The organism is Billgrantia lactosivorans (genome assembly GCF_003254665.1).
GTDB classification, from domain to species: Bacteria; Pseudomonadota; Gammaproteobacteria; order Pseudomonadales; family Halomonadaceae; genus Halomonas; species Halomonas lactosivorans.
On sequence record NZ_QHGY01000001.1, the window covers coordinates 1,142,164 to 1,155,564 of the forward strand.

Sequence of the window (13,401 nt, forward strand, 5' to 3'; positions counted from 1 at the left end):
GGGCGCGACCCGGTGCGGCCTGGCCAGCGCCATGCCCATGCGATAAGGAGAAAGAGATGTACAAGCTTGCCTTCTACGTTCCGCTCGCGGAGGCCGACGCGGTCAAGGAAGCCGTGTTCGCCACCGGCGCGGGACGCATCGGCGACTACGAGGCGTGCTGCTTCGAGACCCGCGGTAGCGGCCAGTTTCGCCCGCTCGCCGGCGCCAATCCGCACATCGGCACGGTGGGCGACCTGGAGCGGGTCGAGGAGCTCAAGGTGGAGCTGGTGTGCGAGGATGCGCTCATCCGCGATGCCGTCGACGCCCTGCGCCGTGCGCACCCCTACGAGGAGCCGGCCTACGACGTGTGGAAGCTGGAAGCCTTTTAGGCTGGCTTAGGCCTCACTCCAACCGCGCGGCGATGCGCCGCTCGAGCTGCTCCTGGTCCTCGGCGAAGCGGCGAATGCCTTCGGCCAACTTGTCGTTGGCCATGGCGTCCTGGTTGTGCTGCCAGCGGAACGTGGGCTCGGGGAGCGCCGCGGGGCGCTCGCCGGGGGCGGGGAAGGTCACCCGTGGCTCGACGTCGCCCTCCTGCGAGGCAAGCTCCTCCAGCAGCGCCGGGGAGATCGTCAGGCGATGACAGCCGGCCAGCGCCAGTACCTGGCCGCTGGTGCGAAAGCTCGCCCCCATCACCACGGTGTCATAGCCACCACGACCGGCGCGCTCGCACACACCGCGCACGAACTCCACCCCGGGGTCTTCGTCCGGCGCGTACTCCTTGCCGGTCTCCTTCTTGTACCAGTCGGTGACCCGGCCGACGAACGGCGAGATCAGGAACACCCCGGCATCGAAGCAGGCCTGGGCCTGGGCGTCGCTGAACAACAGCGTGAGGTTGCAATTGATGCCCTCCCGCTCGAGTCGTTCGGCGGCGCGAATGCCCTCCCAGGTGGAAGCCAGCTTGATCAGCACCCGCTCGCGGCCGACGCCTCGCCGCTCGTACAGCTCGACCAGCTCATGGGCCTTGCGCACGCTGGCCGCGGTGTCGAAGGAGAGCTTGGCGGCCACTTCGGTGGATACTCGCCCCGGCACCAGCCGGGTGATTTCCGCCCCCTTGGCTACCGCCAGGCGGTCCACGGCGCGCTCGACCCGGGCCTGCAGGTCGCCGGCTTCGGCCATGACCGCGGCGAGCTCCTCGTCGATCAGCGCCTGGTAGCCCGGCAGATCGAAGGCCTTGAGCAGCAGCGAGGGATTGGTGGTGGCATCCTGCGGCCGGTAGCGACGAATGGCCTCGAGGTCGCCGGTGTCGGCGACGACCAGCGAATGTTGCTTGAGGGCGTCGAGTCGCGTCGTCATGGACAATGCTCCTTAGGCTGAGGAAGGAAGGGATTCAGGCCGGAATGCCGTGCTGGGCGGACAGCGCCTCGCGATAGCGTGCGTAGACTGTCTCGTAGGCGCTTACGCTGGTCGCCTTCGGTTCGGCCAGCGAGGCCTCGTCGAGATGCACCAGGCGCTCGCACAGCGCGGGCAGCGTGGCGTCCGGACGCTCACACCAGGCCGCCTGGAGCGCCGCCCCCAGTGCGGCGGCATCGGTCACCTGCGGGCAGACCACCTGGGTCGCGGTCACGTCGGCCACCATCTGGCGCCATAGCGGGCTCTTGGCGCCGCCGCCGATCAGGCGTATCTGGCTCGCCCCGGCGGCCAGCGGACCCAGCAGTTCGAGGCCATAGCGCAGGCCGAAGGTGGCGCTCTCCACCACCGCCCGGCACAGGTTGGCCTGGGTCAGGTTGCGGCTGTCGAGCCCCAGGAAGCTGGCCGAGGCGTGCGGCAGCGCCGGGACCCGTTCGCCGTTGAAGAACGGCAGCACCGTGATGCCCGCGGCGCCGATCGGCGCCGCGGCCATGCGCTCGCCGAAGGCGATCAGGTCCAGGTCGAAGAGTTCGCGAACCAGGGTACTCGCGGAGGTCACATTCATGGTGCAGATCAGCGGCAACCAGCCGCCATGGCTGGCGCAGAAGTTGGCCACCATGTCGCTCTCGGCACGTACCGGCTCGGGCGAATAGGCACACACCGTGCCCGAGGTGCCTAGGCTCAGGGTGACGATGCCGGGGGCGATGTTGCCGGTGCCGATGGCACCGAGCATATTGTCGCCTCCCCCGCTCGCGACCAGCACGCCCTCGCCCAGCCCCAGTTCGCGGGCAATCTTCGGGCGCAGCGTGCCGGCGGGCTCGCGGGAGTCGATCAGGCGCGGCAGCACGCGCGAGGGCTCGAGCTCCGGAGCGATCGCGGCGAAGACGTCATGGCGCCAGCGTCGCGAGCGAGTATCGAAGTAGCCGGTGCCGGAAGCATCGCCCGCCTCCGCCACCTTCTCGCCGGTGAGCCAGTAGTTGAGGTAGTCGTGGGGCAGCAGGATGGTGTCGATACGTCGATAGGCGGTGGGGTTGGTATCGCGCAGCCAGGCGAGCTTGGAGGCGGTGTAGCCGGTCTGCAGCACCAGGCCGAGCTTGTCGAGACAGCCCGCCGCCCCGCCCAGGCGCTCGACCAGCGCGGCGTTGTGCGCCGCCGTCTCGGTGTCGCACCACAGCTTGGCGGGATGCACCGGCAGGCCCTCGGCATCCAGTGCCACCATGCCGTGCTGCTGGCCGGAGACGCCGATGGCACGGATCGCCCCGCGAGCGATGCCGGCCCGGCCCATGGCCTCCTCGAAGGCGCCGCGGAAGGCCTCGAGCCACTCCTCCGGTGCCTGCTCGCGACGCCCGCTCGCCCCCTCCACCAGGCGATGGGGACGACTCGCCTCGGCGAGGATCGTCTCGCCCTCGACGTCGACCACCACGACCTTGGTGCTCTGGGTACCGCAATCCACCCCGATATACATGCCGCCGCTCCTCACTCCCCGACCAGGGTTTCAAGGGTAGCGCGCGCGCCGCGTTCGTGCAGGCTCTCGAGCGCCGCCAGGTAGGCGTCGCGGAAGCGCTCGTGCTCGACCAGGTCGCCGAACAGCTCGCGGTTGTCGATGAAGGCGGTGGGCCGACGGCGGTTTTCGGCGGCCAGGGCCATCAGTTCCTCCTTGAGGCGGTCGACCACTACGATCGGTTCGCCCTGCTCGTCGACGCCCTCGGCGTAGCGCGCCCAGCTCGCCACTACCGCGGCGCTGCGGCGGATCTCGCCGCCTGCCTCGAGCTGCTCGCGAATCACCGGCACCAGCCACTTGGGAATGCGATCGGAGCTTTCGGCGCACAGTCGCGCCAGGGTGTCCTTGATCTCGGGGTTGGCGAAGCGCTCGATCAGGGTCTGGCGGTACTGCTCGAGATCCACCCCCGGCACCGGCGCCAGCGTCGGGCTGCCCTCGTGGCGCATGTAGCCGAGCAGGAAGTCGACGAACAGCGGATCGCGGCATACCTCGTGAGCATAGCGATAGCCCGCCAGGGTGCCGAAGTAACATAGCGCCTGGTGGCTGGCATTGAGCAGGCGCAGCTTCATCAGCTCGTAGGGCACCACGTCCTCGACCAGCTGGACGCCGACCCGCTCGAGGGGCGGCCGGCCGCAGGCGAAACGGTCCTCCAGCACCCACTGGGTGAAGGGTTCGCACACCACCGGCCAGGCATCCTCGACGCCGAACTCGCTCGCCAGCTCGGCGATGTCGTCCTCCTGGGTAACCGGCGTGATGCGGTCGACCATGGCATTGGGGAAAGCCACCTCGGTCTCCATCCACTCGCCCAGCGCCGGGTCGCGGGCCCGGGCGAAGGCGGCGAACATGCGCCTGGCCACCTCACCGTTGCCCTGGATGTTGTCGCACGAGAGGATCGTGAACGGTGCTAGGCCACGCTGGCGTCGTCGCACCAGGGCCTCGACCACCAGGCCGAAGGTGGTACGCGGCGCATCGGGACGGACCAGATCGTGGCGAACCTCGGGGTTGTCGAGATCGAACTCGCCGCTGACGGGATGGAAGTTGTAGCCCCCCTCGGTGACGGTCAACGAGACGATGCGAATGGCGGGATCGGCCATGCGTTCGATGACGGCCTCGGGGTCGTCGGGGGCGAACAGGTAGTCGAGCATGGCGCCGATCACCCGCGGCTCGCGCTCGCCATCGGTGTGCTTCACCACCAGCGTATAGAGATGGTCCTGCGCCGCCAATGCTTCCTGCATGCGTCGGTCGCCCGGCAGCACGCCGACGCCGACGATACCCCAGTCAAGCGCCTCGCCGCGGTTCATCAGTTCGTCGAGGTACAGGGCCTGGTGAGCGCGATGGAAACCGCCGACGCCGATATGGACGATGCCCGGCGTCACCTCACGGCGGTCATAGCGCGGCACGGCCACACGTGGGTCGAGGCGGGCGAGCGTGGCGTTGCTGAGAGCAGGCATAGGGGCACTCCTTGCCGCAGGCGGCAATGAACGAAAATGGGTGGCGGCCCGAACGAGTCGCGGGTCAGCGCCAGTAGAGGTCCGGCGCGATGGACTCGCGCTTGATCAGCCGGGCATTGAGCATGTCCTTGTTCCGCGCCTTGTCGATGGCGCCCTGCTGCTCCTGCCCCATCCCCAGCCAGCGCTGGATCAGGCGCGCCTCGAGCACTTCGTCGGCGACTTCGAGCAGCAGGGTCATGTCGAACAGCGGGTGCAGCTCGCGCCAGGGGTCGCGGTCGAGCAGCAGGTAGTTGCCTTCGACAATGACGATGCGATGCTCGAGGGTGATCAGGCGTCCGCCGGCCCGGGCCAGGTCCAGCGGGCGGTCGAACACCGGTACCGCTACGGCTCTGTCGGCACGGCGAATGCGCTCCAGGTCGTGCTTCAAGCCATCGGGGTCGAAGGTCTCCGGAGCGCCCTTGATCGGCAGCTGCCCCAGCGGCTCGAGAATGGCGTTGTCGAGGTGATAGCCATCCATCGGCACCACCGCAGCGATGCCCGCCTGCCGCTCGTTGAGTTCGCGGCACAGCCACTCGGAGAGGAACGACTTGCCCGCCCCCGGCGGCCCGGCCAGGGCGACGATGAAGCGCTGCCGATTCTCGGCGGCCTCCAATAAACGCACCGCCATGTCATGGATATTGGGATTCATTGTTGTTTCCTACTTAAAGCGCAGGCATCAGGCGAGTTCGAAAAGGCAGCGAGCAAGCGCAGCCAGTTTTCGTATATGCCTAGCTCATCCAGTTGCCTCCATCGACGTTCAAGGTTTGAGCGAGGACATATTCGCTATCGTCCGAGGCGAGGAACACCGCCGCCCCGGCGTGATCTTCGGGTTTTCCCATGCGCCCATAGGGCACTGCCTCGCCGACCAGGCGCTTCTTCTCGCCCAGCGGGCGATTCTCAAAGCGGGCGAACAGCGCATCGACCTCGTCCCACATCGGCGTGTCGACCACCCCCGGGGCGATGCCGTTGACCCGGATGCCGTAGCGAATCAGGTCGAGTGCACACGACTGGGTCAGGCTGATCACCGCGGCCTTGGTAGCGCAGTAAGTGCTCACCAGTGCCTCGCCGCGGCGCCCCGCCTGGGAGGCCATGTTGATGATCGTCCCGCCCTCGCCGCGAGCCACCATGTGCCGGGCCACCGCCTGAAGGGTGAAGAACAGGCCCTTGGTGTTGACGGCGAACTGGCGGTCGAAGCTGGCTTCACTGACCTCGAGCACCGGCGCCATGTCGAATACCGCGGCGTTGTTGACCAGAATGTCGATGGCACCGAGGTGCTGGGTGACCGCCTGGACCATCGCCTGGATGGAGTCGACGTCGCAGACGTCCAGGCGGACGCCCATCACGCGCTCGGCGCCCAGCGGACGCAGGCCGGCCACCGCTTCCTCCACCGCCGCCACGTCGATATCGGCCACGGCGACCCGTGCGCCCTCGGCGAGATAGCGCTCGGCGATGGCCAGGCCGATGCCGCGCGCGCCGCCGGTGATTACCGCCACCTTGTCCTGCAGTTTCATCTCGGGTTGTCCTCGTCGGTTTCGCTGGTGGCCACCTTCGCGCCGGTGCGCCGTTGCTCGCGCCACTGCTGGATCAATGCCTCCAGACCGTGCATGGCCGGCAGCACCCGCCACGCCCCCGCCTGGCGCAGCCGTTCGGCGTGCCCCGCCTCGATATGGCTAGCGCCGGTGAAGCCGATCACCGTCATGCCGGCGGCATGCGCAGCAGTAACGCCGGAGACACTGTCCTCGACCACCAGGCAGTCGCTCGGCGACCGGCCCATGCGGCGCGCCGCCAGTTGGTAGAGGTCGGGGGCCGGCTTGGGCCGCTCGACCTCCTCGGCAGTGAACAGCGGCACCTCGCCCAGCCGGGCGTCGAGCCCCGTGACGGCGAGCGACGCTAGCACCCGGCGGCGACGGCTGTTGGAGACGATGGCCAGCGGCAACTCGATCCGCGCCAGCGTCTCCGCCACCCCCTCGACGGCGCGCAGCTCCTCGGCCAGGCGCGCCTCGATGGCGCTGTCGATGCGCTCCAGCGCATCCGCCGGAAGCCGATGCGCACTCTGCCGCTCCAGCCGGGCGAGGATCGCCGCGGTGGTCATGCCCAGCGCCTGGCGCAGGGCGACGTCCTCGGGAATGTCCGGCAGCAGCAGGCTAAGCTGCTGCGCCAGCGTGGCCTCGGCGACGACCTCGCTGTCCACCAGCACGCCGTCGCAGTCGAAGATCAACGTTTCCATGCCCGCCCCGCTCATTGGCCGCCGGCCATGGACGAGGCGCGGTTGTCCTGGCGGTTGAGCCCCGCCAGGGGATGACGCGCCAGGCTGGGCAGGGCCAGGTCCTCGGCATCGAAGAGATGGGCACAGGCCCGCTCGAAGCCGAAGCGCAGGGTATCGCCGACCCGGCTGGCGACGTTGCCGTCGGCGCTTACGGTGATCAGGGTGTCCTGCATGCGCACGTAGAGCGAGGTCACCCCGCCGAGGCGCTCGATCACCTCGATGCGCCCCGAGAGCGGCCCCTGCGGGTCGAGTTCGAGGTGTTCGGGGCGAATGCCCAGGGTCAGGGCGTCGTCACGAAGGCTGCTGCCGTCGACCGGCACCGTGCAGGTCTCCCCGCCGGGCAGGCGCACCTCGACGCCATCGGGTCCGGCGTCGACGCGCTCCACCGCCAGGAAGTTCATCTTCGGCGAACCGATGAAACCGGCCACGAAGCGGTTGCGCGGATGGTGGTAGAGCTCCATCGGCGAGCCCACCTGCTCGACCACGCCGCCTTGCAGCACGACGATCTTGTCGGCCATGGTCATGGCCTCGATCTGGTCGTGGGTGACGTAGATCATGGTGGCGTCGAGCTCCTCGTGCAGGCGCGCCAGCTCGATGCGCATCTGCACCCGCAGCGCCGCGTCGAGGTTGGAGAGCGGCTCGTCGAACAGAAAGATGCTGGGGTTGCGCACGATGGCACGGCCGATGGCCACGCGCTGACGCTGCCCGCCGGAGAGCGCCTTGGGCTTGCGTTCGAGCAGCGGCTCGAGCTGCAGGATCGAGGCCGCCTCGCGCACCTTGCGCCGACGCTCCTCCTTGGGCACCCCGGCGAGCTTGAGGCTGAAGCCCATGTTGTCCTCGACGGTCATGTGCGGGTAGAGGGCGTAGCTCTGGAACACCATCGCCAGACCGCGCTCGGCAGGGCCGACCTCGTTGATGCGCTTGCCGTCGATCATGATATCGCCGCTGGTGGCGTTCTCGAGGCCGGCGATCATGCGCAGCAGGGTCGACTTGCCGCAGCCGGAGGGGCCGACGAAGACCACGAACTCGCGGTCGTTGACCTCCAGGTCGACGCCCTTGATCACCTCGGTGCCTTCGAAGCGCTTGACGATGTTGTGAAGTTGTAGCGTTGCCATGGAAATACCTCGTTACTTGACGGCGCCGAAGGTGAGGCCGCGTACCATCTGTTTCTGGGTGAGCCAGCCGAACACCAGGATCGGGGCGATGGCCATGGTGGAGGCGGCGGAAAGCTTGGCCCAGAACAGCCCCTCGGGGCTCGAGAACGACGCGATGTAGGCGGTGAGCGGCGCCGCGCTGGATGAGGTCAGGTTGAGGCTCCAGAACGCCTCGTTCCAGCTCAGGATCACCGACAGCAACCCGGTGGAGGCGATGCCCGGCAGGGTCAGCGGCAGCAGCAGGTAGAGCACTTCCTGCAGCGTACTGGCGCCGTCCATGCGCCCCGCCTCGAGGATGTCCCGCGGCAGGTCCTTGAAGAAGGTGTAGAGCATCCACACCACGATCGGCAGGTTCATCAGGGTGTAGACGATGACCAGCCCGGTGCGGGTGTCGAGCAGGCCGACGTCGCGGAACAGCAGGTAGATCGGCACCAGCACGCCTACCGGCGGCAGCATCTTGGTGGAGAGCATCCACAGCAGCGTGCCCTTGGTGCGCCGAGTGGGCAGGAAGGCCATGGCATAGGCCGACGGAATGGCGATCACCAGCGCCAGCAGGGTCGAGCCGAAGGCCACCACCACGCTGTTGAGAGCGAACTTGAAGTAGTCGGCCCGGGCCTGCACGGCGATGTAGCTTTCGAGCGTCGGCGAGAAGATCAGGCTGGGATCGGCGATCGCCTCGGCCTCGCTCTTGAAGCCGGTCAGCACCATCCACAGGATGGGGAAGAAGATGAGCAGTGCGATCCCCCAGCCCAGCAGCGTGAGCCAGACCCGCCGTGCTCCGGCGCTGGGCACCAGCGGCGTGTGCCGGGCCCGCACTTCGCTGGCTGGCGCAGTGGCCAGGTGGCCCTCGGCCGGCAGGGCCTGCTTGGTCTTGAGTGTCGTCATGAGCGGCTCCTCGCCTCAGCTTTCCAGGTTCCTGGCCACCAGCCGGACCAGGAAGATGGCGACAATATTGGCCAGGATGATGGCGACCACCCCGCCGGCGGAGGCCAGGCCGACGTCGAAGTCGAGCAGCGCCTGGATGTAGATCAGGAAGGCCAGGTTGGTGGTGGCGAGCCCCGGCCCGCCGGAGGTGGTGACGTAGATCTCGGCGAAGACCGTCAGCAGGAAGATCATCTCGATCATGATCACCACGCTGATGGCCCGCTTGAGGTGCGGCAGCGTGATGTAGAAGAAGATGGCTAGCGGCCCCGCCCCGTCCATGCGCGCCGCCTCGACCTGGTCCTCGTCGAGCGACTGCATGGCAGTGAGCAGGATCAGCAGCGCGAACGGCAGCCACTGCCAGGCCACGATGATGATGATCGAGGTCAGCGGCAGCGACGAGAACCAGTCCACCGCCGGCAGGCCGAACACCCCGGCCAGCCATGCCAGCACCCCATTGGAGGGGTGCATCATCATGTTCTTCCACACCAGCGCACTGACCGTGGGCATGACGAAGAACGGCGAGATGGCCAGCACCCGGGCGATGCCGCGGCCGGGAAACTCCTGCTGGAACAGCACGGCCAGCAGCACACCGCCGCCCACGGTGATCACCAGCACCGACCCCACCAGCAGCAGGGTATTGCCCATGGCGCGCCACAGCGCCGGGTCGGTGAACAGGTACTCGTAGTTCTCCAGGCCGGCGAAGCTCTCCATGCCGGGCATCAGCAGGTTGTAGCGCTGCAGCGAGAACCACACGGTCATGCCCAGCGGGACCAGCATCCACAGCAGCAGCAGCGTGACCGCGGGCGCCTGCAGCGACAGCGAGCGCAGGCCACCGACGGTACGCCCCGAGGCGCGTGTCTTGCTCATAGCATCACCATGAAACGTCAGGGTTTGTCGCCGGGGCGGGCCCCGGCGAGGTCGGGTGCGCCGGTTCAGTAACCGGCGCGCTGCATGGTGCGCGCGGTAGCGCGCTGGGCGTTCTGCAGTGCCTGCTCGACGCTGATGTCGCCGGTCAGGGCCGAGGCGACGGTCTGCCCCACCTGGGTGCCGATCGACTGGAATTCGGGAATGCCGACGAACTGCACCCCGACATAGGGGCTTGGCTCCAGCGTCGAATCGGTCGGGTCGGCACTGTTGATCGCGTCGAGCACGAAGCCGGCGAAGGGCGCCTCCTCCTGGTACCGCTCATTCTCGTAGGTCGACTCGCGGGTGCCCGGCGGTACGCTGGTCCAGCCTTCGCTCTCGCCGACCAGCTCGACGTACTCCTGGGAGGTGGCCCAAGTCAGGAAGGTCTGGGCGGCCTCCTGCTTCTCCGACGAAGCGGGAATGGCCAGGGCCCATGACCACAGCCAATGCGCGCCCTTGGGCGTCTCGGCCACCGGCGCCGGGGCGAAGCCGAGACGGTCGGCCACCTGCGATTCGTCCGGGTTGTAGAGCTTGCCTGCCGCCGAGGTGGCGTCGACCCACATGGCGCAGTTACCGCGCGAGAACAGCGCCAGGTTCTCGTTGAAGCCGTTGGAGCTGGCGCCCGGCGGGCCATAGTTGCCGAGCAGGTCGACATAGAAGCCGATCGCCTCCTGCCAGGCCGGCGAATCGAGCTCGGGGTTCCACTCCTCGTCGAACCAGCGCCCGCCAAAGGTGTTCACCAGGGTCGAGACGAAGGCCATGTTCTCGCCCCAGCCCGGCTTGCCGCGCAGGCAGATGCCGGCCAGCTGGTTGTCGGGATCGTGAAGCTCGGCCGCCCAGTCGCGCACCTGCTCCCAGCTCGGCTGCTCGGGCATCTCGATGCCGGCCTCCTCGAACAGGTCGGTGCGGTAGTACAGCATCGAGCTCTCGGCATAGAACGGCAGCGCGTAGAGCGTGCCATCGTGGGAGAGGCCGTCTCGCACCGGCTGAAGCAGATCCTCTTCCCGGTACGTCTCGGGCAGGTCATCGAGGGCGACGAGCCAGCCGCGCTCGGCCCAGATCGGCGCCTCGTAGGTGCCGATGGTCATGACGTCGAACTGGCCGCCCTCGGTGGCGATGTCGGTGGTCAGGCGCTGGCGCAGCACGTTCTCCTCGAGCACCACCCAGTTGACCTCGATGTCGGGGTGAGCCTCCTCGAAGGCCTCGGTCAGGCTCTGCATGATGACCATGTCGTTGTTGTTGACCGTGGCCACGGTGATGGTCTCGGCCTGGGCCGCGGTGGCAACGGCCATGGCCAGGCCGGCCATGGGAAAGGCATGAGCGAGCTTCATGTCGGGCTCCTGTGTGCTGGGCTTGCCCCGTGGGGCGCTTGTTGTTGGTGATTGCCGGGAGTCGTTGTTTTGATCATTCTACTCAGGTAACGATCAAATGATCGAACACGTCGCGCCAAAAGGCAAAGGAACGCTCTTAGACTTTAGGCTATATAAGGAAGGGCGACGCCTGGTCAGCCATCGCGCTCTAGGATGAAGCGAGCCGCACTCTCGTCGGTGACGAGCCCCTTGAGCCAACCGCCACGCAGCGCGGCGAGGATGGCCGGCCCCTTGTCGCGGCCGCCGGCCAGGGCCACGAGGGTCTGGTCGCGAAACATGGCGAGCGGCAGGCTGGTGACCCGGCGGGTGATCGAGCAGTCGATTACCTCGCCGTGGCGGTCGAGCGGCCAGCCGAGCAGCTCGCCCACGGCCTGGCGAGCGAGCAGCTCGTCGAGTTCGGCCTCGCTGATGAAGTGGTCCTGGAATAGGGTGGCCTGGCGGTCGATGCGCCCTACGCCGATATAGGCGGCCTCGGCATCCTTGGCGACCTCGACGATGGCCTGGAACAGCCGCTGGCCAAGCATCGCCTCCTTCTCCTCCACCGTGCCGGCCACCACCGGCGCCGGCAGCAGGAAGCGCTCGCCGCCGGTCTTGTCGGCCAGCACCATGACGCCATCGTAGCGGTTGGCCGAGCCGTCGCGGGCGACGTTGCCGACCAGCGAGACGAAGCGGTGCTGGGGTCGCTCGATACGGCTGAGCGACTCCACCGTGGCGCGCACCGAGCGCCCCGTGCCCAGCGACAGGGTCAGTGGCTCGGAGCGTTCGATCAGCTTGGACAGCCGCTCCGCCCCCGCCACCGCCAGGTAGTGGGCACTGCTCTCGGGGGCTTCCGGGTCGGCCGGCACCACGTCGCAGAACTCGAGCCCGAAGCGTTGGAGGATGGCGTCCGACATTACCATGCAGTTGGCCAGCGGGTGGTCGATGTGCACCTTGACCAGCCCCTCCTGGCGCGCCAGGGCCAGCAGCCGCTGCACGCCGGGCCGCGACACCCCAAGCTGGCTGGCGATCTCGTCCTGGGTACGCCCTCCCACGTAGGAGAGCCAGGCCGCGCGTGCCGCCTGATCCAGCTTCAGCTCGAACTTGTCCACGTTGGCATTCCTTCTCGATTGCCCTCAGGCCGATCCGAAGTAGCGTTCGCGATCCTCGGCGGTGATGTCGCTGACGTGCAGCGGGTAGTGATCGTTGTTTCGATCGGCGTAGAAATGGCGCAGGGTGCGCTCGATGGTGGGAAAGGCCAGCTCGTCCCAGGGGATCTCGTGCTCCTCGAACAGCGCCACCTCCAGGCTTTCCGGTCCGGGCGAGAAGCCGCCGGCGAGATCGGCGCGGAAGATCATGTAGACCTGGTTGATGTGCGGCAGGTTGATCAGGGTATAGAGTCCATGGATGTCGACCTCGGCGCAGGCCTCCTCGCGGGTCTCGCGGGCGGCGGCCTCGACGGTGGTCTCGGCGTTCTCCATGAAGCCCGCCGGCAGGGTCCAGTAGCCCTTGCGCGGGGCGATCGCCCGCCGGCAGAGCAGGATGCGCGTGCCGCTCACCGGCAGGGTGCCGGCGACGATGCGTGGATTCTGATAGTGGATCGAGCCGCAGGCGTCGCACAGGTACCTGGGTCGGTCGTCCCCTGCCGGGATCGCGAAGCGCACGGCTTGGCCACAGTGGCTGCAGAAGTTCATGGGTCTCCCTGGCAGGCTTGACGTCGGCGAAGGCCCCCGGGTAGAAGGAACCAAATCCGATGGAAACCCCATGTTAGAGAAACTTCGCCAGCGCCTGCAAGCGCACGCTCCCCGCCGCCTGCGACTTGCCATGCCCCAGGCCGCGGTGCTGATGCCGATCGTCGACCGGCCCGAGCCGACGCTGCTGTTCACCCGCCGGGCGGGCCATCTCAATACCCACAGTGGCCAGGTGGCGTTCCCCGGTGGCAAGCGCGAGGACGCCGACCGCGACCTGCTGGCCACCGCCCTGCGCGAATCGGAAGAGGAGATCGCCCTGCCGCCGGAGCGGGTCGAGCTGCTCGGCCGCCTGTCGGACGTGATCTCGCTGCACGGCATTCTGGTCACGCCCTACGTGGGGCTGATCCCGCCCGACCTGCCGCTGGCGCCAGACCCGAGCGAGCTCGACGCCATCTTCGAGGTGCCGCTTTCGCTGTTCCTCGAGGACCGGCGCCACCACACCGACGTGATCCCGGTCGACGGCCGCCCCCACTACGTGCCCAGCTATCACACCCAGGGCCAGGTGATCTGGGGCCTCTCGGCGATGATGCTGGTGGAACTGCTGGCCGAGGGATTCGGGCGCCGCATCAGCCTGTTCGATGAGCCGTCCCGCGGCCGGCTATGCTATTTTCCCGAGCGGCTGTTGCGCCGTCCCGATACCGAGACGCGCCTCTCCTGATATCGCTCATCGATTCCAT

The 13,401-nt window shown here is 67.9% G+C and carries 14 protein-coding genes; 2 read left to right on the forward strand and 12 right to left on the reverse strand.

Annotation, left to right across the window (positions count from 1 at the left end; translation table 11 throughout):
• Positions 1-56: 56 nt before the first annotated feature.
• Complete coding sequence (locus DIS04_RS05075; protein ID WP_111412600.1) at positions 57-368, forward strand: YqfO family protein; 312 nt, start codon at positions 57-59, stop codon at positions 366-368.
• 13 nt (positions 369-381) lie between these two features.
• On the opposite strand, the gene tal is transcribed toward DIS04_RS05075, so the two are convergent.
• From tal to DIS04_RS05135, 12 genes are all read right to left on the reverse strand, one after another.
• On the reverse strand, positions 382-1,332 hold the full coding sequence (tal, locus tag DIS04_RS05080; protein ID WP_111412602.1) for a transaldolase: 951 nt from the start codon (positions 1,330-1,332) through the stop codon (positions 382-384).
• 34 nt (positions 1,333-1,366) lie between these two features.
• On the reverse strand, positions 1,367-2,851 hold the full coding sequence (gene xylB / locus DIS04_RS05085; RefSeq protein WP_111412604.1) for a xylulokinase: 1,485 nt from the start codon (positions 2,849-2,851) through the stop codon (positions 1,367-1,369).
• A gap of 11 nt (positions 2,852-2,862) precedes the next feature.
• Positions 2,863-4,338, reverse strand: a complete 1,476-nt coding sequence (locus tag DIS04_RS05090) for a mannitol dehydrogenase family protein (RefSeq protein ID WP_111412605.1) — start codon at positions 4,336-4,338, stop codon at positions 2,863-2,865.
• 64 nt (positions 4,339-4,402) lie between these two features.
• A complete protein-coding gene (locus tag DIS04_RS05095) occupies positions 4,403-5,026 on the reverse strand; it encodes a nucleoside triphosphate hydrolase (protein WP_111412606.1) in 624 nt (207 codons plus the stop codon).
• Between the two features lie 79 nt (positions 5,027-5,105).
• Entirely contained in the window at positions 5,106-5,888 is a 783-nt protein-coding gene (locus DIS04_RS05100; RefSeq protein WP_111412608.1) for an L-iditol 2-dehydrogenase, read from the reverse strand.
• Positions 5,885-6,604, reverse strand: coding sequence for an HAD family hydrolase (locus DIS04_RS05105; protein WP_111412609.1), 720 nt, complete (start codon positions 6,602-6,604; stop codon positions 5,885-5,887). Before DIS04_RS05105 ends, DIS04_RS05100 begins: the two co-directional genes overlap by 4 nt.
• Positions 6,605-6,615: 11 nt before the next feature.
• On the reverse strand, positions 6,616-7,758 hold the full coding sequence (locus DIS04_RS05110; RefSeq protein ID WP_111412610.1) for an ABC transporter ATP-binding protein: 1,143 nt from the start codon (positions 7,756-7,758) through the stop codon (positions 6,616-6,618).
• Between the two features lie 12 nt (positions 7,759-7,770).
• A complete protein-coding gene (locus DIS04_RS05115) occupies positions 7,771-8,682 on the reverse strand; it encodes a carbohydrate ABC transporter permease (protein WP_111412611.1) in 912 nt (303 codons plus the stop codon).
• Between the two features lie 15 nt (positions 8,683-8,697).
• Entirely contained in the window at positions 8,698-9,588 is an 891-nt protein-coding gene (locus DIS04_RS05120) for a carbohydrate ABC transporter permease (RefSeq protein ID WP_111412613.1), read from the reverse strand.
• Between the two features lie 65 nt (positions 9,589-9,653).
• Entirely contained in the window at positions 9,654-10,958 is a 1,305-nt protein-coding gene (locus tag DIS04_RS05125) for an ABC transporter substrate-binding protein (RefSeq protein ID WP_111412614.1), read from the reverse strand.
• Between the two features lie 173 nt (positions 10,959-11,131).
• Positions 11,132-12,085, reverse strand: a complete 954-nt coding sequence (locus tag DIS04_RS05130; RefSeq protein WP_111412616.1) for a sugar-binding transcriptional regulator — start codon at positions 12,083-12,085, stop codon at positions 11,132-11,134.
• 24 nt (positions 12,086-12,109) lie between these two features.
• Positions 12,110-12,667, reverse strand: a complete 558-nt coding sequence (locus tag DIS04_RS05135; RefSeq protein ID WP_111412617.1) for an NUDIX hydrolase — start codon at positions 12,665-12,667, stop codon at positions 12,110-12,112.
• Positions 12,668-12,737: 70 nt separating this feature from the next.
• Here DIS04_RS05135 and DIS04_RS05140 point away from each other — a divergent pair, with 70 nt between their 5' ends.
• Positions 12,738-13,382, forward strand: a complete 645-nt coding sequence (locus DIS04_RS05140; RefSeq protein ID WP_111412619.1) for a CoA pyrophosphatase — start codon at positions 12,738-12,740, stop codon at positions 13,380-13,382.
• Positions 13,383-13,401: the final 19 nt, after the last annotated feature.